Source organism: Vreelandella nigrificans (genome assembly GCF_002374315.1).
Classification (GTDB): domain Bacteria; phylum Pseudomonadota; class Gammaproteobacteria; order Pseudomonadales; family Halomonadaceae; genus Vreelandella; species Vreelandella nigrificans.
Map to the genome: position 1 here is coordinate 17,436 of NZ_NWUX01000012.1, position 25,508 is coordinate 42,943.

Annotated in this window: 24 protein-coding genes; 17 read left to right on the forward strand and 7 right to left on the reverse strand. The window is 53.5% G+C overall.

The annotated features are described in order from the left end of the window. Positions 1-15: 15 nt before the first annotated feature. From CPA45_RS13470 to tatC, 13 genes are all read left to right on the forward strand, one after another. A complete protein-coding gene (locus tag CPA45_RS13470) occupies positions 16-2,400 on the forward strand; it encodes a primosomal protein N' (protein ID WP_096652259.1) in 2,385 nt (794 codons plus the stop codon). 142 nt (positions 2,401-2,542) lie between these two features. Continuing rightward, on the forward strand, positions 2,543-4,228 hold the full coding sequence (gene argS, locus CPA45_RS13475) for an arginine--tRNA ligase (protein ID WP_096652261.1): 1,686 nt from the start codon (positions 2,543-2,545) through the stop codon (positions 4,226-4,228). Positions 4,229-4,231: 3 nt separating this feature from the next. Beyond that, positions 4,232-4,963 carry an SPOR domain-containing protein gene (locus CPA45_RS13480; protein ID WP_096652264.1) on the forward strand — a complete coding sequence of 244 codons (732 nt, stop codon included), beginning with the start codon at positions 4,232-4,234 and terminating at the stop codon, positions 4,961-4,963. A 184-nt stretch (positions 4,964-5,147) separates the two neighbouring features. After that, a complete protein-coding gene (gene hslV / locus CPA45_RS13485) occupies positions 5,148-5,681 on the forward strand; it encodes an ATP-dependent protease subunit HslV (protein ID WP_078090156.1) in 534 nt (177 codons plus the stop codon). A 9-nt stretch (positions 5,682-5,690) separates the two neighbouring features. Continuing rightward, a complete protein-coding gene (gene hslU / locus CPA45_RS13490; RefSeq protein WP_078090155.1) occupies positions 5,691-7,013 on the forward strand; it encodes an ATP-dependent protease ATPase subunit HslU in 1,323 nt (440 codons plus the stop codon). 77 nt (positions 7,014-7,090) lie between these two features. Further along, positions 7,091-7,474, forward strand: a complete 384-nt coding sequence (locus CPA45_RS13495; RefSeq protein ID WP_096652267.1) for a gamma-butyrobetaine hydroxylase family protein — start codon at positions 7,091-7,093, stop codon at positions 7,472-7,474. 121 nt (positions 7,475-7,595) lie between these two features. Further along, on the forward strand, positions 7,596-8,351 hold the full coding sequence (ubiE, locus tag CPA45_RS13500; protein WP_078090153.1) for a bifunctional demethylmenaquinone methyltransferase/2-methoxy-6-polyprenyl-1,4-benzoquinol methylase UbiE: 756 nt from the start codon (positions 7,596-7,598) through the stop codon (positions 8,349-8,351). A 40-nt stretch (positions 8,352-8,391) separates the two neighbouring features. Continuing rightward, positions 8,392-9,072 (forward strand): ubiquinone biosynthesis accessory factor UbiJ, encoded by a 681-nt coding sequence (locus CPA45_RS13505; RefSeq protein WP_096652270.1) that lies wholly within the window; start codon positions 8,392-8,394, stop codon positions 9,070-9,072. Continuing rightward, a complete protein-coding gene (gene ubiB, locus CPA45_RS13510) occupies positions 9,069-10,691 on the forward strand; it encodes a ubiquinone biosynthesis regulatory protein kinase UbiB (protein ID WP_096652273.1) in 1,623 nt (540 codons plus the stop codon). The genes CPA45_RS13505 and ubiB overlap by 4 nt, the downstream gene beginning before the upstream one ends. A gap of 74 nt (positions 10,692-10,765) precedes the next feature. Then, positions 10,766-11,122: a phosphoribosyl-ATP diphosphatase gene (locus CPA45_RS13515; RefSeq protein ID WP_096652276.1), complete on the forward strand. Its 357-nt coding sequence runs from the start codon at positions 10,766-10,768 to the stop codon at positions 11,120-11,122. A 23-nt stretch (positions 11,123-11,145) separates the two neighbouring features. Further along, positions 11,146-11,421 (forward strand): Sec-independent protein translocase subunit TatA, encoded by a 276-nt coding sequence (tatA, locus tag CPA45_RS13520; protein WP_096652278.1) that lies wholly within the window; start codon positions 11,146-11,148, stop codon positions 11,419-11,421. Positions 11,422-11,424: 3 nt separating this feature from the next. Beyond that, on the forward strand, positions 11,425-11,880 hold the full coding sequence (gene tatB, locus CPA45_RS13525) for a Sec-independent protein translocase protein TatB (protein WP_096652280.1): 456 nt from the start codon (positions 11,425-11,427) through the stop codon (positions 11,878-11,880). After that, the gene (tatC, locus tag CPA45_RS13530) at positions 11,877-12,656 is read left to right on the forward strand and encodes a twin-arginine translocase subunit TatC (protein ID WP_096652283.1); all 780 of its coding nucleotides are present in this window, start codon (positions 11,877-11,879) and stop codon (positions 12,654-12,656) included. The genes tatB and tatC overlap by 4 nt, the downstream gene beginning before the upstream one ends. A gap of 133 nt (positions 12,657-12,789) precedes the next feature. Here the strand turns inward: tatC and elbB are convergent, their stop codons facing one another. Then, complete coding sequence (elbB, locus tag CPA45_RS13535; protein ID WP_096652286.1) at positions 12,790-13,449, reverse strand: isoprenoid biosynthesis glyoxalase ElbB; 660 nt, start codon at positions 13,447-13,449, stop codon at positions 12,790-12,792. Between the two features lie 176 nt (positions 13,450-13,625). Here elbB and hemB point away from each other — a divergent pair, with 176 nt between their 5' ends. Both hemB and ppk1 read left to right on the forward strand, forming a co-directional pair. Then, complete coding sequence (gene hemB, locus CPA45_RS13540; RefSeq protein ID WP_096652289.1) at positions 13,626-14,633, forward strand: porphobilinogen synthase; 1,008 nt, start codon at positions 13,626-13,628, stop codon at positions 14,631-14,633. A gap of 142 nt (positions 14,634-14,775) precedes the next feature. Continuing rightward, positions 14,776-16,968, forward strand: coding sequence for a polyphosphate kinase 1 (gene ppk1, locus CPA45_RS13545; protein WP_096652453.1), 2,193 nt, complete (start codon positions 14,776-14,778; stop codon positions 16,966-16,968). A 128-nt stretch (positions 16,969-17,096) separates the two neighbouring features. Here ppk1 and metE read toward each other — a convergent pair whose 3' ends face one another. After that, positions 17,097-19,394: a 5-methyltetrahydropteroyltriglutamate--homocysteine S-methyltransferase gene (gene metE / locus CPA45_RS13550; protein ID WP_096652292.1), complete on the reverse strand. Its 2,298-nt coding sequence runs from the start codon at positions 19,392-19,394 to the stop codon at positions 17,097-17,099. Between the two features lie 99 nt (positions 19,395-19,493). On the opposite strand from metE, the gene CPA45_RS13555 reads away from it, so the two are divergent. Further along, complete coding sequence (locus tag CPA45_RS13555; RefSeq protein ID WP_096652295.1) at positions 19,494-20,432, forward strand: LysR family transcriptional regulator; 939 nt, start codon at positions 19,494-19,496, stop codon at positions 20,430-20,432. On the opposite strand, the gene CPA45_RS13560 is transcribed toward CPA45_RS13555, so the two are convergent. Both CPA45_RS13560 and CPA45_RS13565 read right to left on the reverse strand, forming a co-directional pair. Continuing rightward, the gene (locus CPA45_RS13560; protein WP_096652299.1) at positions 20,395-22,002 is read right to left on the reverse strand and encodes an ATP-binding protein; all 1,608 of its coding nucleotides are present in this window, start codon (positions 22,000-22,002) and stop codon (positions 20,395-20,397) included. The two genes, CPA45_RS13555 and CPA45_RS13560, sit on opposite strands and share 38 nt — an antisense overlap. A gap of 18 nt (positions 22,003-22,020) precedes the next feature. Next, positions 22,021-22,779 carry a winged helix-turn-helix domain-containing protein gene (locus CPA45_RS13565; RefSeq protein WP_096652303.1) on the reverse strand — a complete coding sequence of 253 codons (759 nt, stop codon included), beginning with the start codon at positions 22,777-22,779 and terminating at the stop codon, positions 22,021-22,023. A 240-nt stretch (positions 22,780-23,019) separates the two neighbouring features. On the opposite strand from CPA45_RS13565, the gene CPA45_RS22850 reads away from it, so the two are divergent. Beyond that, the gene (locus CPA45_RS22850) at positions 23,020-23,160 is read left to right on the forward strand and encodes a hypothetical protein (RefSeq protein WP_165771562.1); all 141 of its coding nucleotides are present in this window, start codon (positions 23,020-23,022) and stop codon (positions 23,158-23,160) included. A gap of 127 nt (positions 23,161-23,287) precedes the next feature. Here CPA45_RS22850 and CPA45_RS13570 read toward each other — a convergent pair whose 3' ends face one another. The 3 genes from CPA45_RS13570 to CPA45_RS13580 form a co-directional block, all read right to left on the reverse strand. Next, complete coding sequence (locus CPA45_RS13570) at positions 23,288-23,467, reverse strand: PLDc N-terminal domain-containing protein (RefSeq protein ID WP_078090140.1); 180 nt, start codon at positions 23,465-23,467, stop codon at positions 23,288-23,290. Positions 23,468-23,539: 72 nt separating this feature from the next. Then, positions 23,540-24,055, reverse strand: coding sequence for a retropepsin-like aspartic protease family protein (locus tag CPA45_RS13575; protein WP_096652306.1), 516 nt, complete (start codon positions 24,053-24,055; stop codon positions 23,540-23,542). Positions 24,056-24,068: 13 nt separating this feature from the next. Then, the gene (locus CPA45_RS13580; RefSeq protein ID WP_096652308.1) at positions 24,069-25,427 is read right to left on the reverse strand and encodes an MFS transporter; all 1,359 of its coding nucleotides are present in this window, start codon (positions 25,425-25,427) and stop codon (positions 24,069-24,071) included. Positions 25,428-25,508: the final 81 nt, after the last annotated feature.

A 25,508-nucleotide genomic window follows, 5' to 3' on the forward strand; every position in this document is an offset into this window, starting at 1 on the left:
AGCCTCATGAGCTGTATGCCGCCACCTGATCCGTTGCCAGGCACCGCATACGGGTGTGAAAAAACTGCTAACCGGTTAGCCGCTCAATCCTATAGATTCGAAGCGGCCGCGCATTCTAGCAAACTTAACGCCGGAGGCCAATTGTCCGATTCTGCTTCTTCTCAGACATTCACTGAAGAGCTGCCCCAGGGATCTTTTCAGGTGCTTAAAGTGGCCCTACCGTCACCGCTGCGCCGTCTATTCGACTATTTACCTGCTCACCCAGCCCCCCCCTGCGGCTGGCAGGCTGGGCTGAGGGTACGCGTACCCTTTGGCCGCAGGGAAGTGGTCGGCGTCATCGTGGCGCTGACGACCGGAAGTGAACTGCCCCGCTCCAAACTGCGGGCTATCAGCGACGTACTTGATGATGCGCCGCTACCAAGCGATTGGCAGTGGCTGTGCCACTTTACCGCCCGTTACTACCAGCATAGCCTGGGCGACACTATGCAACTGGCCATGCCCGCGCGCCTGCGCCAAGGGCACAGCATGGCAGGGCGAACCCAAACCCTATGGCTACCTCTTGAGACACACGATGAATCCTCCCTACAGCGCGCTCCTAAGCAAGCCGAGCTATATGCACTATTGCGCCAACATCCTCACGGCTTGGCAGGGCGTGCGATCAGCGCCCACGGATTCACTCGCGATCAACTGTTAGCGCTGCAGAAAAAGGGCTTCGTGCGCGCTGAAGAGATTATCTTAACGGCCCCTAAAGCTTCCAGCGGTAGCTTACTGGCCTCTCCCTCACTACCGCTTAATCGCGAACAGGCGGCAGCACTTGCTGTACTGCACGAGAAACTCGACAGCTACCACCCCTGCCTGCTGGAAGGGGTGACCGGCAGCGGCAAAACCGAAATTTATTTACAACTAATCGAAGCACTGGCCGCCAAGGGCAAACAGTCCTTAGTACTAGTGCCCGAAATAGGCTTAACGCCCCAAACCCTAGCGCGTTTTAGAAGTCGTTTTCGTGTCCCTGTCGTGGCACTGCATTCTGGACTTACCGACCCAGAGCGCCTGGATGTGTGGGAGGCCGCTGCCAATGGCCGCGCCTTAGTCATCATCGGCACCCGTTCGGCAATTTTCACACCGCTTGCCAACCCTGGGGCAATTATTGTTGATGAAGAGCACGACGGTTCCTACAAACAGCACGATGGGCTGCGCTACCATGCCCGCGACCTCGCCGTTGCCAGAGCAAATTACCATAACATTCCGCTGCTACTGGGCAGCGCAACACCCTCATTTGAAAGCTTGCAGCAGGCACTTTCTGGCACTTATCGACACCTGCGACTCACCCAGCGCCCCAGCCGCCATCCCCCCGCCAAGCTTGAACTGATCGACCTACGTCACCAGCGGCGCCAGGGCGGGCTGCTACCTGGAGCAATCAAGGCCATCCAAAGCACGCTTAACGCGGGCAAACAGGTATTGGTCTTTATTAATCGCCGCGGCTTTGCACCAACGCTGGCGTGCCATAGCTGCGGCTGGATAGCCGAGTGCCACCAGTGCGACTCCCGTATGACGCTGCACCGCCAGCCACCCCTGCTTGCCTGCCACCACTGCGATAGCCGCCGCGCCCTGCCAGATGCATGCCCGAAGTGTGGTAGCGGCGACCTGCGCGCGCTAGGCAGTGGCACCGAGCGAACCGAAGAGACCCTACAAGGCCTGTTTCCTAACGTTACCGTTCACCGTATCGATCGCGATAGCACGCGTAAAAAAGAGAGTTTTGAGCAAATACTCAAAGAAATTCAGCGCGGCGAGCCCTGCCTGTTAGTGGGAACCCAGATGTTGGCAAAAGGCCACCACCTCCCCCATGTTACACTGGTCGTAGTGGTTAACGCCGATGGCGGCCTCTACGCAGCTGATTTCCGAGCCCTTGAGCACAGTGCACAGCTACTAGAGCAAGTCGCTGGGCGTGCTGGACGCGCCGCTCACCCAGGGCGCGTGCTGGTACAGACACTACACCCGGATGACCCGCACCTGGGTCAGCTTGCCGAACATGGTTATAGCGTATTGGCACGAAGCCTGTTAGAGGAGCGCCGCGTCGCCAAGCTCCCCCCCTTTTGCTTCATGGCACTGCTAAGATTAGAGAGCCCTAAAGAAGACGAAGTACTTGCCTTAGCGCAGCAAGCCGCCCAGGCGCTTCGCCAATGGTTAACAGAGGCCTGCATACCCGTGCGCTGCTTAGGCCCAGTGCCAGCACCCATGGAACGGCGCCAGAATCGTTATCATCTCCACATAATGCTGGCAGCAGATAAACGCAGCCATCGACACGCTGCTGCCAACTGGCTGGTACAGTGGTTAGAGGCCAATCGCGAGGCACGCAAAGTACGCTGGTCAATCGATATTGACCCACAAACGCTTGCTTAGTGGCATATGTCAGCGCCGAGCTTAACCTCACCGGTATCGATACGGCTTTGAAACTGCGCGCCAATTGCCGATAATGCACACTTTGCCGCTGCATCACCTGGGCGCCCGCACACGCCGCCAACGACGACATTCGGATATTTAAATGAAAGACACGATTATTTCTTTGCTCGAAGGCGCGGTTGCCGCGCTTAAGCACCAAGGCGTGCTGCCCAACGACCTACAGCCAGCCATCAAGGTTGACCCTACCAAAGATAAAGCCCATGGCGACTACGCTACCAACTTAGCGTTGATGCTGGCAAAACCTGCTGGCATTAAGCCCCGAGAGCTTGCTGACACGTTGGTGGCAGCCCTACCCGCCAGCGACGCAATTCAAAAAACCGAGATTGCGGGCCCCGGGTTTATTAACTTTTTTGCCGCCGCAGATGCCGCCGCACAAATCGTCGCCCAGGCACTAGATAGCGGCGATGCCTTCGGCCGCAGCCTGATTGGGAAAGGCGAAAAAGTACAAGTTGAGTTCGTGTCAGCCAACCCAACTGGTCCATTGCACGTTGGCCATGGCCGTGGCGCAGCGATTGGCGACTGCCTATGTCGCCTGTTAGAAGCTACCGGTTACGATGTAACCCGCGAGTTTTACTACAACGATGCTGGCGCCCAGATCAAAAACCTGGCGCTTTCCGTTCAGGCCCGTGCGAAAGGACTTGGCCCCGACGACGCCAGTTGGCCGGAAGATGGCTACCGCGGCGAATACATTACCGATGTCGCCAACGACTACATGGCAGGCAAAACGGTGACCGCTGACGATCGCGAAGTCACTGCCAAAGGCGATGCAAACGACCTAGAAGCCATTCAGGCCTTTGCAGTTGCTTGGCTACGCCGAGAGCAGGATCTCGACCTTAAAGCCTTTGGAGTTGAGTTTGACGTTTACTTCTTGGAATCATCGCTTTACGAAGATGGCAAGGTAGATGCCACCGTCGAAAAGCTGATCGCCAACGGCCATACCTACGAAGAGGATGGCGCTCTGTGGCTACGCACTACCGACTTTGGCGATGATAAAGATCGCGTCATGCGTAAGCGCGAAGGCGGTTATACCTACTTTTTGCCCGATGTGGCCTACCACCTCAATAAGTGGCAGCGCGGCTTCAAAACCGTGATCAACGAACAGGGCGCTGACCACCACTCTACTGTTACCCGCGTGCGCGCAGGCCTACAAGCGCTGGAAGTCGGCATTCCCAAAGGCTGGCCCGACTACGTACTGCACCAGATGGTGATGGTGACCCGCTCTGGCGTTGAAGTAAAACTTTCCAAACGCGCTGGCAGCTACGTCACCGTGCGAGACCTGATTGATGAAGTGGGCCGCGATGCGACACGCTTCTTTCTGGCGGCTCGTCGGGCGGATTCGCAGTTAACGTTTGATATCGACCTGGCCCGTTCTCAGTCGAACGATAACCCGGTGTACTACATTCAATACGCCCATGCGCGGGTATCCAGCATGCTGCGCAAAGCCGAAGAAGCAGGCACGCCGTTTGACCATGGCCTCGCCATGGCTAACCTGGCCCTGCTGGATAGCGATCAGGAGAAAGCCGTGTTGAACCGCTTGGCTCGCTACCCGGAAGTGGTCGAGAACGCCGCCAAGAATCGCGAACCTCAGCAAATAGCCCAGTACCTGCTGGACTTAGCTGGCGACTTCCATACCTGCTATAACGCGGTCAAAGTGATGGTTGACGACGACACCCTGCGCAATACACGCTTAGCACTTGGCTTAGCCACTCGCCAAGTGTTGCGCAACGGACTTAATCTCATGGGGGTCAGCGCCCCAGAGGAGATGTAATCCATGGCCAGCCCAAGCAATAAACCCGCCCGCCGAGGCGCCACCACTCAGCGCAAATCTGCCCGCAGCTCCGGCGGTGGGTGGCGCGCCCCAGGCTGGCTTTGGGGGCTTGCCGGGGTGGCCGTGGGTTTTTTCCTGGCACAGCACCAGCACGGCACTGCCCCTTGGCAAGAGCAGAGTGCAGCAACCCCGCAGGCGACAGTGTTACCCAAACCACCCGGTAGCGATGAACGCAGCGCAGCCCGCCAAACAGAAAGCGCGGCGGAGCCTTCGATGCCTACCTTTGAATTTTACACACTGCTTCCTGAAACCGAGGTGATTGCACCTGGCGTAACGCTACCGTCCACGGTAACCCGACCAGAAGTCGCCGAGCAGCCCGCAGCAAGCACCGCGGATAGCAGCGCAGGCGATGACCCAATTGCACAAGTTATTGCAGCGAATATGCGCCCGGAGGAGCAAATTGCCGCTGTACAGCAAGCAGCCGCCAGCCCCAGCGTCCCCAACCGCTACATGTTGCAGGCCGCCTCATTTCGCGAGCTTAGTGACGCTGAACAGCTGCGCAGTCGCCTGCGCAACTTGAGCCTGCTGGCGCAGATTAGCGAAGTTCAGGCGGGTGGAGATACCTGGCACCGCGTCCAGGTGGGCCCCTACGAGGATACTCGAGAGCTAAACCGTGCTCAGGACCTCATGAGCACTCAGGGCATTGAACCACTACTGATCCAGCTGCAAAACTAGCGAGCCTGTTCCTCCGCTATGCTCCCGAACATAGCCTAAGCCCTACTTTATCTAACGGCTTTATTGCACGGGCGGTTGATTTTTTATCGACCGCCCGCATTTTGTTGGGAATCGCTTTTTTTGCGGCCGCTGTAAGCAGCCCATCAGTCATCGGGAGCACGCCTCCCCCCAAGGAGTTATCTCCATGACCACTATCGTCTCCGTACGCCGCGGTAACCAGGTTGCCCTTGCTGGCGACGGCCAAGTATCGCTGGGCAATACCGTGATGAAAGGTAATGCCAGTAAAGTACGCCGCCTTTATCGCGGCAAAGTGCTAGCAGGTTTTGCTGGCGGCACCGCTGATGCGTTTACCCTGTTTGAGCGTTTTGAAGCACAACTGGAAAAGTACCAGGGCCACCTTACCAAAGCTGCGGTTGAGCTTGCCAAAGATTGGCGCACCGATCGCGCACTACGCCGCCTTGAAGCGCTACTTGCCGTGGCCGATCACAGTGCCTCGCTGATCATCACCGGTAACGGCGACGTAGTCGAACCGGAGCGCGGTATTATCGCCATCGGCTCCGGCGGCAATTTTGCCCAAGCTAGTGCCCGTGCGCTCCTCGAAAACACCGAGCTTTCCGCTCGGGAAATTACCGAAAAATCCCTACAAATCGCCGGTGACATCTGCGTATTTACCAATCACCACGTGACGCTTGAAGAGCTGAACATCAACGACCGTTGAGGCCACCTTATGACCCAGATGACACCCCGCGAAATCGTTCACGCCCTGGATCAATATATTATTGGCCAGCAAGATGCCAAACGCGCCGTGGCCATTGCGCTGCGCAACCGCTGGCGGCGTATGCAGCTCGATGACGATCTGCGCCCTGAAGTTACCCCGAAAAATATTCTAATGATTGGCCCTACCGGCGTAGGCAAAACCGAAATTGCTCGCCGTCTAGCCAAGCTGGCGCGCGCACCATTTATCAAGGTTGAAGCCACTAAATTTACCGAAGTGGGCTACGTGGGCCGTGACGTTGAGTCGATTATCCGCGACCTAATGGAAGCCGCCATCAAGATGGTTCGCGAGCACGCTAAAGAGGAAGTCGGCCACCGTGCCGAAGACGCCGCAGAAGATCGAGTTCTTGATGCTCTGCTGCCCCCTCCTCGCGGTCAGGAAGATAAACCCAGGGAAGATAGCGGCACCCGCCAGACATTCCGTAAAAAGTTGCGCGAAGGCCAGCTCGACGATAAAGAGATCGATATCGAGATCTCTTCCCAAAGCCATGGTATCGACATCATGACCCCGCCGGGCATGGAAGAGATGACCAACCAGCTGCAGAGCCTGTTCTCCAATATGGGCCAGCAAAAGCGTGAGCAGCGCCGCGTTACCGTGAAAGAAGCGCTAGTTCTACTGCGCGACGAAGAAGCCAGCAAACTGGTCAACGAAGAAGAGATCAAAGCACGCGCCGTTGAAGCTGTAGAACAGCACGGTATTGTATTCTTGGATGAGATCGACAAAGTCGCTAAGGGCAGCGGTCAGTCCAGCGGCGGTGAAGTCTCCCGTGAAGGTGTACAGCGTGACCTGCTGCCGCTGATCGAAGGTTCAACCGTGTCCACCAAGTACGGCATGGTTAAAACTGATCATATTCTGTTCATCGCCTCAGGGGCTTTCCATTTGGCGCGCCCCTCGGATCTGATTCCTGAATTGCAGGGCCGCCTGCCGATTCGCGTTGAACTGGATGCGCTAACGCCCGGCGACTTCAAACGAATTCTCACCGAGCCTTCTGCCTCGCTAACCAAGCAGTATCAGGCGCTACTAGCCACCGAAGGGCTGGATCTTGAGTTCACCCCAGACGGCATCGAACGTATTGCCGAGATATCCTGGCAAGTTAACGAAGGCACTGAAAACATCGGTGCTCGCCGCCTACACACGGTGCTAGAGCGCTTGCTGGAAGAAGCTTCATTTAAAGGCGGTGATATGGACAGCCCACTGGTCATCGACGCCGACTACGTCAATGCCCAACTAGGTGAACTAGCAGTCGACGAAGACCTATCGCGCTATATTTTGTAAGCCAGCACCCATGGAGTGTGGCGATGACAGCCAATCGCGCTGCCATCGCCACGCCTTTTTAGAGGTTACACTCATCCATGAACGCCCCCACTCCCACCCGAGTTCACTACCATAAGCAGGATCGCGAGCTGGAGCTTGACTACGCCAACGGTGAACGCTACCGCCTGCCTATCGAATTTTTACGCGTCTACTCCCCCTCTGCAGAAGTACGCGGCCACGGTGGCGATACAGCAGTGCTTCAGGTTGGTAAAAAAGACGTAGGCCTGCAAAATATTACCCAAGCAGGTAATTACGCCTTAAAGCTACACTTTGATGACGGGCACGATAGCGGCCTATATAGCTGGAACTACCTCTACGACCTTGCCCAGCATCAGGGTGACTACTGGCAAAACTATCTGCAGCGCTTACAGGATGCTGGCGCCTCACGAGAGCCGTCTGGCATACAATTCAAGCAACTGTGACGCTGAGTCCCAGGTGAAGCGCAGACAAATTGGGCTAGAGAAGGCTACAATATCGCCAACCTTTTAATGCGACGACCTTTGGGTCGACTATTACCGCCTCGAACTCGGGAGCTATAGCCCCATGAGCCCCACAGAAAAGCGCACTACTCATTTTGGTTACCAAGAAGTTCCCGTTGACGAAAAAGCGTCCCGAGTGGCCGATGTTTTCCATTCGGTAGCCGCCCGCTACGATGTTATGAATGACCTGATGTCGATGGGTATTCACCGCATATGGAAAAGGCTCACTATCGAACGCGCAGGTGTTCGCCCAGGGCACCACGTCCTGGATATTGCAGGTGGCACCGGTGATTTAACGCTCAAATTTTCGCGCCTTGTCGGCCCCAGCGGCAAAGTAGTGCTCGCAGATATCAACGCCTCAATGTTAAGGGTCGGCCGCGATAAGCTGATGGATAACGGCGTAGGCGGCAACGTTGAATACGTCCAGGCTAATGCCGAGTGTTTGCCGTTTCCCGACAACAGTTTTGACTGCATTACCATTGCCTTCGGCCTGCGCAACGTGACCGATAAAGATGCGGCGCTGCGCTCCATGGCCCGTGTACTCAAACCTGGCGGCCGCCTTTTAGTACTTGAGTTTTCAAAGCCCAATAATCCATTACTTTCCAAAGCTTACGATGAGTACTCTTTCCGGCTACTGCCCAAAATGGGTGAACTTGTAGCGGGTGATGGCGAAAGCTATCGCTATCTGGCGGAGTCTATTCGTATGCATCCTGACCAGGAAACGCTGAAAGAGATGATGGAAACCGCGGGCCTTGAACGGGTCGAATATACCAACCTCACTGGTGGTATTGTCGCCCTTCACCGCGGTATTAAACTATGAAGTCTCTGTAAACCATGACGTTACTGATCAAGAGGTCAGCATGCTGGTAACCCCGACCCTACTGCTGGCCGGATGTGAACGCACGTTGAACGCCCTCCTCGCACGCGATCCAGCAGCCCCCTCTCGGCTGGCAGCGCTGGCAGGCAGCCGTTTGCTGGTAAGGCTAGAAAAGCCTCACCTACAGCTGGTGCTGCACTACCACCATGCCGGTATTGACCTGCTGCGTGGCGACGATTTGGATGAAACAGACGTTGATGCCATCGTTGAGCTTACCCCAGAGACCCTCTCTGAGTGGCTGAGCGGTGCTTCTGTTGAGCGGCTGATGTTTGATGGCAAGCTCTCAGTTCGTGGTCGCATTCATTTAGTAGAAGCTACCCGCGACTTACTGTTTGACCTGGATATCGACTGGGAAGGTGAACTGGCTCGCTGGCTAGGCGACCTCCCGGCGCACTCCCTGGCCGAAGGCATACGCCGGGCGGCTCGCTGGGGTCTGCGCGCCAAAGATGAGCTGTTCCAAGACGTTTCGGAATACGTATTCGAAGAAGCTCGCTTATTACCCGGCCGCCAGCAGCGTCATCTGCTGCGTGACCACCTAACCGAGCTTGAGCTTGCTACTGACCGCCTGGAAGCGCGGCTGAACCGCCTTCAGCGACGTTTAACCCAGCTACTCTCGGAGCAGCCAACACGAACGCTGTTAAACACCGAGGAGCAGCGTCCATGAGCCTGCGGCTGTTCAAAATCGTCTGGGTGATCACCCGTCACCGCCTAGATACCTTGATTCCAGTTGAACGCCTACCACTGTGGCTGCGCACGCTGATGTGGTTTTCACCACTGCGTTTGGTGCCCATCGGCCAGCGTTCAAGGGGCCAACGGCTGCGGCTAGCACTAGAAGCGCTAGGGCCAATTTTTATCAAGTTTGGTCAAATGCTTTCGACCCGGCGCGACCTACTGCCTGAAGACATTGCCGATGAGTTAAAGCGGCTTCAAGACCAGGTACCTCCTTTTCCAGGAGAGCAGGCAGCCGCAAGAGTTGAAAAACAGCTGGAGATGTCACTAACCGAGGCATTCGCAGCATTTGATCGGGAGCCGCTAGCCTCCGCTTCAATAGCCCAAGTGCATGCTGCCACCCTGCATGGTGGTGAAGATGTGGTGGTAAAGATCATTCGTCCTGGCATTGACCGCATAATGCGCCAGGATATGGCGCTGATGTATCAGGTAGCCAAGCTGCTCGCCAAAGTGCCCGAGGCTAAACGTCTGCGCCCGGTTGAAGTCATCCGCGATTATGAGTCAACGCTGTTTGATGAGCTGGACCTCTACAAAGAGGCTGCCAACACCTCCCAGCTAAAGCGCAACTTTAAAGACTCGCCACTGCTGTTTGTGCCAACGATTTATTGGCCCTTCACCCGACGGCATGTCATGGTGCAGGAACGTATCCATGGCATTCCTGTGGCTGACCTAGAGACCTTAATTGCCAGAGGCACGAACCTTAAAAAACTCGCCGAACGGGGCGTAGAGCTATTTTTCACCCAGGTCTTTCGCGATAATTTTTTCCACGCCGATATGCATCCCGGCAATATTTTCGTTAACTGTGACAACCCTGAAGACCCGCAATATATTGCTATCGATTGCGGCATTGTGGGCAGCCTAACCCGAGAAGATCAGGATTACCTGGCACGCAACCTGCTCGCGTTTTTCCACCAGGATTACTACGAGGTAGCCGCACTGCATATTGAGTCTGGTTGGGTAGGCGAAAATACGCGTGCTAATGAGTTTGCCGCCGCTATTCGGACCGTTTGTGAGCCTATTCTTGAGAAACCGCTAAAGGATATCTCTTTTGGACAGGTGCTTTTGGGGCTGTTTCAAACCGCACGGCGCTTTAATATGGAAGTGCAGCCACAACTGGTACTACTGCAGAAAACGCTGCTTAACATCGAAGGCCTGGGCCGTCAGCTCTATCCTGACCTTGATCTATGGAGCACAGCAAAGCCCTACCTTGAACAATGGATGAAAGAGCGTGCAGGGGTAAGCGGCCTTTGGGAGTCTTTAAAGCGCCAAGCACCCGAGCTCTCTCGTCAGCTGCCGGAACTGCCAGCATTAGCCCACCAAGCGTTAAGCCGTATGGAGCATGAGCACCGCCAGCGCCATCAGCAGGTCAGCGCTATCAGCAGCATGCGGCGCCAGTTCACACGTCAAGGCAAACGCCATTACCGGCTGCGGGTAGGTTTGATTCTGGTCGCCATTGCGCTAGCTTGGCAGCCACTTAGCAGCTGGGCTGCTACCCAGGAGTGGCCCGTATTAGCTGCCGCAGGCGTAGGGCTACTGCTGCTGTTATGGCAGTAATATTATGGCAATAAATAGACACGCAAAAGCTAATACCAGGCGAAAACGCCCTACCGATTGACAGAAGGAATGCCATGAGTACGACAGCTACCCAAACGCCCGTACTGGATGCTTTAGCCGAGGTATTGAAGCAGCGACGCCACGCAGCCGCAGAAGATTCTTATGTTGCCTCCTTGCATCACAAGGGTTTGAACAAGATACTCGAAAAGGTCGGCGAAGAAGCCACAGAAACGCTATTGGCTGCAAAAGATGCCGAACACGGTGGCGACCAAGAGCGGCAAGCTCTAGTCGCTGAAACCGCCGACCTGTGGTTTCATAGCTTGGTGATGCTGTCGCATTTAGAGCTGGATCACCAATGTGTTTTAGATGAGCTAGCCAAGCGGCTTGGTATTTCTGGTCACGACGAAAAAGCGTCTCGCACACAACGTTAACCTGCACCGATGAGGAAATGCATATGTTAGGTGGTATCAGTATTTGGCAGTTGCTGATTGTTCTGGGCATTATCATCCTGATTTTCGGCACCAAAAAGCTACGTAATGTGGGCACCGACCTAGGCGGTGCAGTCAAAGGCTTTAAAAAAGCGATGCACGAAGAAGAGAAAGATGGCGACAAGAAAGACGCCGACCAGCCCCAGGCTAAAGTAAGCCATGATGAGGCTGGCAATACCTATGATGTGCAAGCCGAAGAGAAACGTGCGGCGGAAGCCGACAGCAACCAAGAGCGCAAATAACCCATGCTGGATATCGGCTTCCTTGAACTGATGCTTATTGGCATAGTCGCGCTACTGGTTCTTGGCCCTGAGCGTCTGCCAAAAGCTGCGCGCACCGCTGGCATGTGGATTGGCAAGATCAAGCGCACGGTATCCGGCATGCAGCGTGAAATTAGCGCGCAACTGGAAGCAGAAGAGCTACGCCAGAAGCTGAATGAGCAGCAGAAAAAACTCGATGACAGCTTAAAGAAAGCCAAGCAGGACGTTGAGAGCATTGCCGATGCCCCGTCGGCCAATAGCTCAACGTCTGCTGCTGCAAAACAAGCTACCGAACAGCGAGTTTCCAATGCCAGCGCCCGGCTGGATGAGGCGCTACAAATGGTACGTGAAGACACTGAAGCCACTGATCTTCACAAGGCTGATGTTAAAGAAGCTGATCTAAAAAAGGCTGACGTTAAAAAGGATAGCAATCACCAATGAGCATGTCTGGCGATCCACAGGAGCCGCGTAACGAACAAAGCCAAGCCCCGCTTATTGAGCACCTAATAGAGCTGCGAACACGCCTCATTAAAGCCGTCGTGGTCATTCTGGTGATCTTTCTTGGCCTGTATGCCTTTGCTAACGACATTTATACCTTTGTTGCCGAGCCTTTGATGGCCCTGTTGCCGGAAGGCTCTCAGATGATAGCCACCGAAGTGGCCTCCCCCTTCCTTGCCCCTTTTAAGCTGACCTTGGTGGTTGCGGTATTTATCGCTATCCCCTTTGTGCTTCACCAAGCCTGGGCCTTTGTAGCGCCAGGCCTGTATGACAATGAAAAAGCATTGGCTATTCCTATCTTAGTGTCTAGCGTTGCTCTGTTTTACGCCGGTGCTGCATTTGCCTACTACGTCGTCTTCCCACTGCTGTTTGAGTTTTTCACTCAAACAGGTCCGGAAAATGTCGCAGTGATGACCGATATCAACCAGTACCTCAACTTTGTGCTGAAGTTGTTTTTCGCTTTCGGGGTCGCCTTTGAAATCCCGATTGCTACGTTTTTGCTGATTTTCTCGGGCGCTACCACCGTTGAAAGCCTTTCCAAAAAGCGCCCGTATATTATTTTGGGCTGCTTCATTGTCGGTATGCTACTAACCCCCCCCGATATTATTTCCCAGAGTCTGCTGGCTGTACCGATGTACCTGCTTTACGAAATAGGCCTGCTATTTGGCCGTTTAGTGCGTAAACGCAAAGCTGAAGCGCCTGACGAGCAAGAGAACTAACAGCGGTCACCAGTCTTAGCTAAACTTAAGCACCTCCTAAAAAGTACCTACTAAAAAGCCCCAGCTACCTTTTGATAGCTGGGGCTTTTTTGCTCAACAAGCAGTTTGGGTGTTAGCCAGCGCTTGGTGTTACTTAACCCATCATTTCATCAATACGATCAACCAACTTAAAGATCCCTGTGGCTGCCTCACTAATACGTGTTGCTAGCATATAGGCGGGCGTCGTCACTACGCGGTGCTCTAAGTCCACGACAATATCCTCAACACCACAGCTGCGATGCAGGCCGCCCATGGCACTTATTGCGCCAGATACACCCGGATCATTGCCAATAGTTACCGCGACGCCTTCTCCTAGTAAGCGTGGCACCATGACCGGCGCAATACATATTAAGCCGATGGGCTTAGCCTCTTCTTTAAAACCTGCCAGTGCTTCTTTTAGGCTCTCTAGCACCTGCATGCTATCGCCTTCAACGGCAAAGTCAGACAAATTCTTAGCAACACCAAACCCGCCAGGCACAATCACCGCGTCGAATTCATCGGCATCTAGCTCAGTAATAGGGCTGATCTCACCACGGGCTAATCGCGCAGACTCTTGCAGTACGTTACGCTGCTCCCCTTCAACAGGTTCTTGGGTTAAATGATTAATCACGTGGTACTGTTCCACATCAGGCGCAAAACAGCGGTAACCAATGCCCAGTTGATCCAGCCGCAGCAGGGTTAGGGTGGTTTCATAGATTTCTGAACCATCAAAAACACCGCAGCCTGCCAATACGATTGCTACCTGTTTAGTCATGCCTATCTCCTTATGGTCGCCGTTATTTTTCACCACATGCCTAGCGACTTGGCCAAACTACCCACTTTAGCCAGTCCATCCAACCGCCACAAGGCGGCTTTCGCCGCAAGGTATGGCTGATATACTCACTGTAAGCCTAAGGGCACCCTTATGTTAGCGTTTTGTGGAGAACTCCTTTGAGCACATCAAGTCCCCGCCACTTCCCCGCCACTCGTATGCGCCGCATGCGCCGTGACGACTTTTCGCGCCGCTTAATGCAGGAGGTGACGTTAACTCCTGCTGATCTGATTCTACCGGTGTTTGTTCTAGAGGGAGAAAACCAGCGTGAAACGGTGGTCTCCATGCCGGGCGTTGAGCGTTTGTCGATCGACCTGCTTATTGAACAAGCCCGCGAAGCATATGCGCTCGGTATTCCAGCGCTTGCTCTTTTCCCCGTGGTTGGGGCGGAACAAAAGAGCGAACTGGCTGAAGAAGCCTACAACGCAAACGGCTTGGTACAACGCTGCGTTCGGGCCCTAAAAGAAGCGCTGCCTGAGCTGGGCATAATTACCGATGTCGCCCTCGATCCCTATACCATCCATGGCCAGGACGGCATTATTGATGAACATGGCTATGTCCAAAATGACCGCACGGTAGACACTTTGCTCAAGCAGGCGCTTTCCCACGCTGAAGCAGGTGCTGATGTGGTTGCCCCTTCAGACATGATGGATGGCCGCATCGGCGCTATTCGCCAAGTGCTGGAGCAGGAACACCTACATAACGTACGTATCATGGCCTACAGCGCCAAGTATGCTTCTCACTATTACGGCCCCTTCCGCGATGCAGTCGGCTCCGCTACCAACCTGGGCAAGGCGGACAAGCGCACTTACCAGATGGACCCCGCCAACAGCGATGAAGCACTCCACGAGGTTGCCATGGATATCGCTGAAGGAGCTGACATGGTAATGGTCAAACCTGGAATGCCTTACTTAGACGTGGTTCGTCGCGTCAAAAGCGAGTTACAAGTACCCACTTTTGCTTACCAGGTAAGTGGTGAGTACGCTATGCACCGCGCTGCATTCGATAACGGTTGGCTAGAGGCCGAGGCAGTCATACTTGAGTCGCTCATGTGCTTTAAGCGCGCAGGTGCTGATGGCATCCTCACCTACTTCGCCATGGAAGCCGCACGCTTGCTACAGCGCTAACGCCTTCTGCCACTCCGCTACTTATACTTACGCTGTCGAGATGACAAACAGGTGACACTTGTTTGTCATCTTCTCCCTGCATACTGCCGCTAATAAGCGTTATCACGCTATGCTTAAAGTAAGCCATTTACGCGGGGCAGCCATGGACAACCAAGTACCAGACTCAGTGCCATCAACGCCTATTGAGCCATATGTTGGCGAAGGGGAAAGCTTGCCACTACGCATTAATCGAACGCCTACCGGCGTACAGGCACGGGAGTCACACTTAGAAACCGACCTGGACGATCCGCAGCTCTATTTCAATCGCGAAATTTCACATTTGCAGTTTAATATCCGCGTGTTAGAACAAGCGCTAGATGATGCCCACCCCATTCTTAACCGTTTGATGTTTTTGCTTATTTTCTCATCAAACATGGATGAGTTTTTTGAAATTCGTGTTGCAGGACTCAAGCATCAACTGGCGCTGGGTGACGACACTACTGCCGCCGACGGCCGCTTGCCCAAAGCAGTACTAACGGAAATCTCCGAAGTTGCCCATCAGCAGATTGAGCGTCAGTATCAAATTTTAAATGAGGTACTACTGCCAGGCCTGGAGAGTCAGGGACTGCGTTTTCGTCGCCGCGACCAGTGGAGCGATGCCCAAAAAGCTTGGGTACGAGAATTCTTCGATAGCGAAATTATGCCTGTCATCAGCCCTATCGGCCTGGATCCCTCACACCCCTTTCCCCGTTTGGTAAATAAAAGCCTTAATTTTATCGTTGAGCTAGAAGGAAAAGATGCCTTTGGTCGCGCGGGTGGTATGGCGATCCTTCCTGCACCACGCTCGCTACCCCGGTTAATGGCCCTTCCCAAGGAGCTGTGTGCAGAAGGCTTTTCGGAATATGTGTTTCTATCCTCAATGATTCACGCGCATGCCGAGGAGCTTTTCCCTGGCATGCGCGTATGCGGCTGCTATCAGTTCCGGCTAACACGCAATGCGGATATGACTGTCGATCCTGAGGAGGTATCCGATCTAGCCTCGGCACTACGCGGCGAGCTGCTGGCTCGCCGTTACGGAAGTGGCGTGCGCCTTGAGGTGGCAGACAACTGCCCCGACGATTTAAGCAGCTTTTTACTGCGTCAATTTGAGCTGGAAAGCAGCGACCTATACCGAGTACAAGGGCCCGTTAACTTAACCCGTATGATGTCGGTACTAGGCGACGTTGACCGCCCAGAACTACTATATCGCCCATTTACCCCTAACGTGCCCAAAGCATTAAAAGGCGGCAGCCTATTTAGCGCTATCGCCAAAAGCGATATTTTGTTACACCATCCCTTTCAAGCCTTCTCACCTATTGAAGACTTGCTTCGTGAGGCTGCCCGGGACCCTGATGTACTGGCGGTAAAGCAGACGCTTTACCGCACTGGCGCCGACTCCTCAATTGTAAATGCCCTTGTAGAGGCGGCTAGCCACGGCAAGGAAGTGACTGTCGTGATAGAGCTACGGGCACGTTTTGATGAGGCCGATAACCTTCAGTTGGCTGCGCGACTACAAGAAGCTGGGGCTATCGTGATTTACGGCATTATGGCGTATAAAACCCACGCCAAAATGCTACATATCGTGCGCCGGGAAAAGGGCGAGCTGCGCTACTACGCGCACTTGGGCACCGGTAACTACCACGCCAAAACCGCCAAGCTCTACACTGACTACAGCCTACTGACTGCGAATAAAGCACTATGCGCTGACGTACACAAAGTGTTTCAACAGCTTTCTGGGATGGGCCGCGCACGCAAAATTGACACCCTGCTCCATGCCCCCTTTACACTGCATGAGCGGTTGGTAGAAATGATCGATCGTGAGGCCCAGCTTGCGCGTAAGGGCAAACGTGGCCACATCATTATCAAATGTAATTCACTAACAGAGCCAAAACTTATTAAAGCGCTTTACCGCGCTTCACAAGCAGGTGTGGAGTGCGACCTGATTATTCGCGGCATGTGTTGTCTGAAGCCAGGCATTGAAGGCGTATCGGGTAATATCCGCGTGCGCTCCATTATTGGTCGCTTTTTGGAACATACTCGTGTGTTCCACTTCCATAACGACGGTAAGTCGGAAACCTGGTGCTCAAGCGCTGATTTTATGTCGCGCAATATGTTCCACCGGGTTGAGACCTGCTTCCCTCTGCTGGACAAGAAGCTTGCCAGCCGGGTACGTAAAGACCTGGAGACCTACCTCGTCGACAACTGTCAAAGTTGGCTACTGCAAAGCGACGGCAGCTATCAGCTGCAAGACCCAGGCAGTGGCGATGCGATTAGTGCCCAGGAAACGCTACTCTATGCTTATGCATCAAAGAGTTAGCTACCGATAGTTAGCTATACACAAAAGCCCCGCTGCCTAACACAGCGGGGCTAATTGGCAAACTTCAACCCGATCAGCTCCCCTTGGAGGGGTACTGACCTTGTCTTCTTAATATGGACGCTGGCCGTTTACGCGTAGCGTTGTCGCAGTATTTTGGCAGCCTCTACCATATTGGCCAAGGCAGGCTCGACCTCTGTCCAACCACGGGTTTTTAAGCCGCAGTCCGGGTTCACCCATAGCCGTTCAGCGGGAATCTTTTCTAACGCTTTTTCCATTAGCGCAACCATCCAGGCAACATCAGGGATATTGGGGGTGTGGATATCATAAACCCCAGGCCCGATCTCATTTGGATAAGCAAAATTTTGGAACGCATCCAATAACTGCATATCTGAGCGTGAGGTCTCGATAGTAATCACATCAGCATCAAGTGCCGCAATGGCGCCAATAATGTCGTTAAACTCCGAGTAACACATGTGGGTATGAATTTGCGTGCTATCTGCAACACCTGCCGCACTTAGCTGGAAGCTTTCTACCGCCCAATCAAGATAGGCTTGCCACTCATGTTGGCGCAGCGGTAACCCCTCGCGTAGTGCAGGCTCATCAATTTGAATAATCTGAATGCCGGCTTTTTCCAGATCCACCACTTCATCACGCAACGCTAGAGCGATCTGCCGACACGTGGTTGCGCGAGGCTGGTCATCACGCACAAACGACCACTGTAAAATGGTTACCGGTCCCGTTAGCATCCCCTTCATCGGCTTTTGCGTCAGTGTTTGGGCATACTCGCTCCAGCGCACCGTCATGGGCGTTGGTCGTGTTATATCACCAAAAATAATCGGGGGCTTAACACAGCGTGTACCGTAACTCTGCACCCAGCCAAAGCGAGTAAACGCAAAGCCCTCTAACTGCTCACCGAAGTACTCAACCATGTCATTGCGCTCGGCTTCGCCATGCACGGGCACATCCAGCCCTAGGGCTTCCTGACGCTCCACGACATAAGCGATCTCTTCGCGCATACGTATTTCATAGTCGGCTTGGCTAAGCTCGCCGACTTTAAATGCCCGCCGTGCGGCACGAATCTCATTGGTTTGAGGGAAAGAGCCAATCGTCGTGGTAGGGAATAGTGGCAACGCAAGCGACCTACGTTGAGCAACGGCCCGTTTCTCATACGAGGAGCGGCGCTGACTGTCCTGTTCGGTAATCGCCGCTAAACGCTGGCTCACCACTGGCTGGTGAATGCGTACGGACTCTCGGCGTGCATCTAAAGCGCGTGTTGCTTCACTCACGCGCTGCTCATCGACTGCTGTCGCACGGTTATCGACGAGGCGAGCAAGCGTGACGACTTCATCTAGCTTTTGGCGGGCAAAGGCCAACCAGCTAACCAACTCAGCATCAAGTTCAGTTTCCTGAGTTAGGTCTACCGGTACGTGTAGCAGTGAGCAACTTGGCGCTAACCATAAACGTTGCCCAAGGCGTACTTTCAGCGGTAGTAAACGCTCACGCAGCGCGGCTAAATCGGCGCGCCAAATATTACGGCCATCCACGAAACCAATGGAAAGCACTTGATGGGGGCTTAACCGGTCAATCACACTCTCAACCTGCTGGGGGGCGCGAACCGCATCGATATGCAGCCCCGCGACTGGTAAGCGAGTGGTTAACGAGAGGTTATCCCCCAAGGCGCCAAAATAAGTGGCAACCAGTAATTGCACCTGTGCCGACTGCAAGCGGTGGTAAGCACGCTCATAGGCTTGCTGCCAGGCGAGCGGCAAGTCCTGTACCAACGCAGGCTCATCCAGCTGTACCCACTCAATACCTTGGGTAGCCAAGCGAGAGAGAATGTCACTATAGACATCCAGCACGCTGTCCAATAACGTTAAGCGGTCAAAGTCACTGCCCTTGGTTTTACCCAACCACAGCCAGGTTAGCGGTCCAGTAAGGGTTACTTTGGGGGTAAATCCCGCTTGTAAGGCTTCATCAACTTCATCAAATAGGCGCTTGGATGCTAGCGTGAACGACTGCCCTTCATGCAGTTCCGGCACCAAGTAGTGGTAGTTGGTATCAAAATATTTGGTCATTTCACAGGCGGCAGCAGGCTCACCGCTGGGAGCACGGCCACGGGCCATACGGAATGCTGTGTCCAGGTCCACGTCCTTTGCTGCCACTTCTTGCTGAGCATTAAATCGACCCGGTATAGCCCCCAACATTACTGAAACGTTAAGCACCTGATCATAAAAAGCAAAATCACCTACACTAACAAAATCCAGCCCCGCTCTTTGTTGGGTGTGCCAGTGCTGTAAACGCAGTGCCTGCCCAGCAGCCTCAAGCCCCTCACGCGTTACCTCACCGCCCCAGTAAGCTTCTGTTACTTTCTTAAGTTCGCGCTGAGCGCCAATGCGGGGATAGCCGAGAATATGAGAAACTGTCATGATGAAACCTTCCAACGTGAATGATTTCACACAGTCTGACCACCCTAAAAAGGTGAATCAAACTAAAGTTTCTAATACCCAACATGAATCAAAATCACAATGATTGAATTACGTCACCTCCGTACCCTGCTTGCCCTACGGGAAACAGGCTCACTGGTAGAAGCCGCCGAGCGCGTGCACCTCACCCAGTCCGCCTTGTCGCACCAGCTTAAAGATTTAGAAAGCCGAGTCGACGGCCCTTTATTCGCGCGAAAAACACGCCCCGTTGAATTTACTCGAGCAGGGCTACGTCTACTGGCACTGGCCGATGAGATTTTACCAGCGGTACGTAAAGCGGAACGGGACTTAGCCCGCTTGGCAGGTACCGAGCAGGGTCGGCTACATATGGCCATTGAGTGCCACAGCTGTTTTCAGTGGCTGATGCCGACGGTGGACTATTTTCGTGACCACTGGCCAGAAGTAGAGATTGATATTCCTAGCGGGCACCACTTCGATCCACTTCCTGCGCTCGCCCGTGAGCAGCTAGACCTAGTGATTACCGCTGACCCCCAGCCACTAGAGGGAATTCACTATGCGCCACTATTTCGCTACGAAGGGCTGCTAGCGGTTTCCCGTCAGCATGATTTTGCAAGGCGGGCCTTTATTGAGCCAAAAGCGCTTGCGGATGAAACACTGATTACCTACCCGGTTGAGCACTCCCGGCTGGATATCTTTAGTCAGTTTTTGTCGCCTGCTAACGTGCGGCCTAAAGAGATCCGTACCGCCGAGTTGACCATTATGATGATGCAGCTCGTAGCCAGCGGACGCGGCGTCTGTGCACTGCCCAACTGGGCACTAACCGAGTATTTGGAACGCGATTATGTTTGCGCCGTTAAGCTAGGCGAAAATGGTATCTGGAGCACACTATACGCCGCGATCCGTGAAGATACGTTGGAAGCACCATGGATGCAGGATTTTTTGCGCACCGCGCGGGAAACATCGTTTGCCGTACTTACGGGCATTAAGCCGGCATGTCGCGACGAGGAATCAGCAGCGTAAAACGTGCACCACCAAGAGTGGGGCTGGTATCGACGGTCACACTACCACCATGGCCCGCCATGATTTTCTGCACAATAGAAAGCCCCAGCCCATAGCCTCCTGAGCTGCGGGCACGGCTATTATCAAGCCGTGCAAAAGGTTTAAAAATATCACTTCGTGCTTCCAAGGGAATGCCTGGGCCATCATCCTCGACATCAATACGTACTAAGTTAGGTTCATCGCATAAACGAATTACTACCTGAGATTTACCATATCGACAGGCATTGCTTACTAGATTTTGTAGTGCTCTTTGTAGGTAACGGGGTTCAGCTAGTAGCTCAATTTCCGGGCCTGAAATAAGCGCCAAGCGCAGCTCTTTATGCAGCGGCGACAAGGTATCAATAACGCGTTCAGCCATTGCCCGGCACTCGACTAGCGCCATCGCCAGCTCAGCACCATGAATGGTTTCACCACCTAAACGCGCATAGGTGAGGATCTCATCAACCAGTTCATCGAGTTCTGCAATATCCGCATCAATACCCTGCAACTGGCGCCGAATCGCTGGCTGGTCTGTCATATCTTCAACCATTTGCACCGCAAAACGGATGCGCGCAACAGGAGTGCGTAGCTCATGGGAAACAGCACGAATCATTTCCTGCTGACCGCGCAGTAAGGTTTGCACCTGATTAGCCATGCCATTAAACGCCATGCCTACACGACCTAAAAAGTCACCGCTTTCTACTTTTACTCGGGTTTCCAAACGGCCACTAGCGATGCGCGTGGCGGCAAGTTCTAGGCGCGCCATACGAGCTTCAATGCTACGCATAATTAAGTAAAGAATTAGGCTGAGCACGATCATTAGACCGACCAGCAGCGGCAAATGCAGATTAAGCGGTAACGTATCGCCACGGGAGATTGGGCCAGCTTGTACCCACTGGTTTTCACCAGGGAGCTGATAGAGCAAGGTAATCGATAGTTTATCGGTCGTTAACCGTGTAATGACACCACCCAATGTGAGCTGAAACCGCTGCTCAGGCGTCAGGTCATCAGGCAGAGTAGAAAGTAGCGTTAGCGGCCAACTGCCTGGGCGCAGCGACGCGATGGCGGCTGGCCGGTCACTTGTGGGCATCGCCACCAGCCACTCCCCCAGCAATGCTACACTACCCTGCCACTGGCGCTCGCTCCACGAAGCCAAGGAGGCTTCCAGCACCCAGCTATCCCTCTCGCTGCCTCCAGGTAGCCGCTGGCGAAGCCGCCAAGGCGATTCATCGACAACAACAGCGCCTCGCTCAATACGGGCTCGCTTAAAATACCCAAGGCCAGCATCATGAAGCTGGCGTAACGTTAACTGCATACCCAGCTCTTCAGAGAAGCGGTTTAAGCGCTCTTCACGCTGCTCTATGGGTAAGTTAGCAAGCTGTTGCGTCATTAATGACATGGGTAGTGCGGCAAGCTGCTCTCGATAATCCTCGCGACGAACCTGCTCAATAAACGAGCGCCCTCCTAAAGCAATCAGGAATACGACACACAGTGCTAGCCCCAGCAATAAATAGAACCTTAAAAAAGAGCCGTGGCTGAGCGCTCGCTGCATTAGGCGAACCTCTCTACATTAACTGTCTTTAACGAAAAGATAGCCCTTACTGCGTACCGTTTTAATACGGTGCGGCTGGTTAGGATCATCACCAATTTTGGGTCGAATGCGTGAGACACGCACATCAATTGAGCGGTCTTGACCATCGTACTTGATACCGCGCAAATCGCTAAAGATCTCTTCTCGGGTCAACACACGCCCGGCATTACGGGCCAGTAGCCATAAAAGGTCGAATTCTGCGCTGGTTAGATCAATACGCTCACCTGATAGCCACGCTTCCCGGGTTGCGTTGTCGATCTCTAAATGCTCAAACTTAAGGCGCATTTCACCATCAGCAGTAGGGCCATCGGCACGCCGTAACAGCGCCCGCATACGGGCTAGTAGCACGCGAGGCTGCACCGGCTTCGGCACATAGTCGTCAGCGCCCATCTCGAGCCCCAGCACTTGGTCTAAGTCATCAGTGCGGGCCGTTAGCATCATGATGGGACCAGCGAAATTGGGCCGCACACGCCGACAAATCGCTAACCCATCTTCTCCAGGTAGCATCAAGTCGAGGATGACCAGATCTGGCTGTAGGTTCAAAATGCGATCAACACCCTTTGCACCATCGGCTTCTAGTGTGACTCGAAAGCCGTTGGCTTCCAAGTAATCACGGGTAAGCTCCGCCAATCGCTGATCGTCTTCGATAATCAGTACATGGTCTTGATCGGGATAGTCAGGCACTACCGGCTCTTGTGACCCAAGTGCGTGAAACTTTTCTTCCAAGTGATCTGTCATTCGCTTTCTCACTCCTCTTAGGCCGCATGTGGTATTACCCACATCCCTTTGCAAAAGGCAGACTATGATAGCAGCCAGAATAATTTAAAACCGCATAAACACCTGCTTCTTCTTTTGCTTAGCCATCTTATCTTATAGAGCATCTAATCATGCTGCCCCTCAGCCCCCATTGCGTCTTTTTACTCCAAGCGCTAATGTAAGTCAGGCTAACTGTCAACAACCTGGCAGGAGGAGAAAGCCATGAATAGCGGTAAAACCAAAAGTGTTATCAAACGTGTTTATGTACCCACTCAGGTGCGCGATCTGCCCAATGGGGAAAAGTTGAAAATCCCCGGCCACTACAAAGCTCCCCCAGGTGGCAGAGCTGGTTCATCGGATTAACTAAATTCGCACCAGCTGTCGCTATATCGGCTTCAGCGTATAGAAACTAACAATGAAAAAGGCAGGCCCCAGTGAGGCCTGCCTTTTAAGTCCTATTTCATGCTCGCAACAAGCAGCGCTTGACGCGCTACCCCTTGGGGCCCAGCAAGAGCCACGCAATTAAACCGATAAACGGGAAAAACAGCAGCACTAGAATCCACAGTAGCTTCGCTAAACCACCTGCAGAGCTTTTGGCTACCTTAACAACGGCCCAAATTACAATGATGAGCCAGATCAGGCCTAATAAACCACCTACTTCAATACCCATAGCAACTCCTTAGCATTTTAGCGTCCATGAGTTTCAAGCTAAGCACAAGCCTTTGACGCTGACAAGCATGATTCACCGATCCGGTAAGCTCAGTACCATTTCACCGTCACGAATTTCAATTACTAGCAAATTCAAGAAACTCATTCCAAGCAGTACGGTATCGCGCTCCATTCCTGGGCTAATTGACCCCTGCACATTACTTGCGCTTATACCACCTAGCGCCACTTGGTCTAGCATGGTTAAGTTTCCCTCAACACGCCCATTTGCTGTATTAAACCAAGCACTGCGGCCTGGCTCTAACCCTAAGCTAACGGCCAAGTCTCTGGGCACAGCGACATAGGTAGCCCCAGTATCTAACAAAAAAGTAACAGGTTCGCCGTTAATTTTCCCTGGCGCTTCAAAATGCCCAGCACGATTACGCTTTAACGTAACGGGCCCACCATCGGGTGTAGCATGCATAACGTGGGAGTTGGGCGCCATAATGCTATTAAAGCCACCATCCAACAGCCAAGTGCCAGCACCAATAAGCAGAACCCAGAAAAGCAGCATCATGACTATACCGCCGCGCTGTGCTGTGTGTGTTGTCATGCACCTCCCTAGGCTATCGGCTTTGCTCTTCGCTTTTCCAGGCAACAGCGGCCTCACGCCCTCGTCGTTCATTGACACCTGCACAAATCAGCATAGCAACAATAAATAGCCCTACACACAATAGAATAGACGCTTGCAAGCCAATTAGCGTTTGCAGCACGCCCAGCATAACGATACCCAGCACACCAGCCAGTTTGTTGGCCAACCCCCAGAACCCAAAAAACTCGGCTGATTTTGCTAGCGGCGAGAAGAGCCCTACAAGTGCCCGGCTCGCTGACTGACTAGAGCCTAAACTTAGGCCCGCCAAACAGCCCACCACTAAAAAGACATACTGAGACTGCCACTGCCAGCCAAAGCGACTATTTACCCACGTGGTTAATTCTGGGGTTGCCCAAATCGCCACAATAGCCGTTATCCATAGCGCCAGCGTCATTAGATAGGTGCGCTTCGCACCCAGCTTATCCTGAATAAAACCAAACCCTAACGCCCCAGCAGCTGCCGTCACCTGAACGATGATGAACATAATATTGCGAACGCTTTCATCCCAGCCAATGACCTGTGCACCATAGATAAAAGCAAAGGCAATAATGATGTAGACCCCTGCCATGGAAAATAGTAACGACACTAGAAAGACGCTCAAATCTTTGAAATAACGTAGCTCATGAAGCGTCGCCAAGACCCTTTGCTGCGCAATACGACGATAGGCAACACCGCTGGGCTGTGGCACGCCCCTCTCTTTAAGCCATAAGAATGTGGGGATCGCAGCCAATAGGAAAAAACCAGCCGCAAAAGGACCCACCCAGCGTATCCGCTCGAAATTGTCCAGCGTGGCTTCGCCAAGTACCACCAACGTGAAACCTGCAGCAAAGAGCCCGCCGATATAGCCCAATGCCCAGCCAAAACCAGAAATCTTGCCTAACGCATCAGGCGGCCCCAGTTCTGGTAAAAACGCAGCAATAAAAGACTCGCCCATGGAGTAGGCGTAGTTGGATAGCACAATTAGCAGTAGCCCCACCACAATAAAGCCAGGCTCCACAAAATAAAGCATTGCCGTGGTGGCCACCGTGGCCAGGTAACTAATTAATAGAAAGCGTTTTTTTTCTGCACGGTAGTCCATTACTGCCCCACACAGCGGCGCGGTGAGGACGACCATCAAGTAGCTAATCGCCAGCGCTAAGCTCCACAGAAAGTTTGCCAAGCGAAAACCATCACCTCGGTCACCAACAATCACCGTGGTGAATAACTCCCCAAATACAACGGTAATGATGAGCAACGTGTAAGCCTGATTGGCAAAGTCGAACATTGCCCAACCAAAAATTTCGCGGCGTGATGCGTAGCTGGGTGCAACCGTTGCAGTAGTAGCGGGCAGCATGTTGAATCTCTCTAATGGGTTTACAGACGACGCTCTACTGCTTGTAGTGACGCCAAGCTAAACGAGTCATAGAGCGCCTGT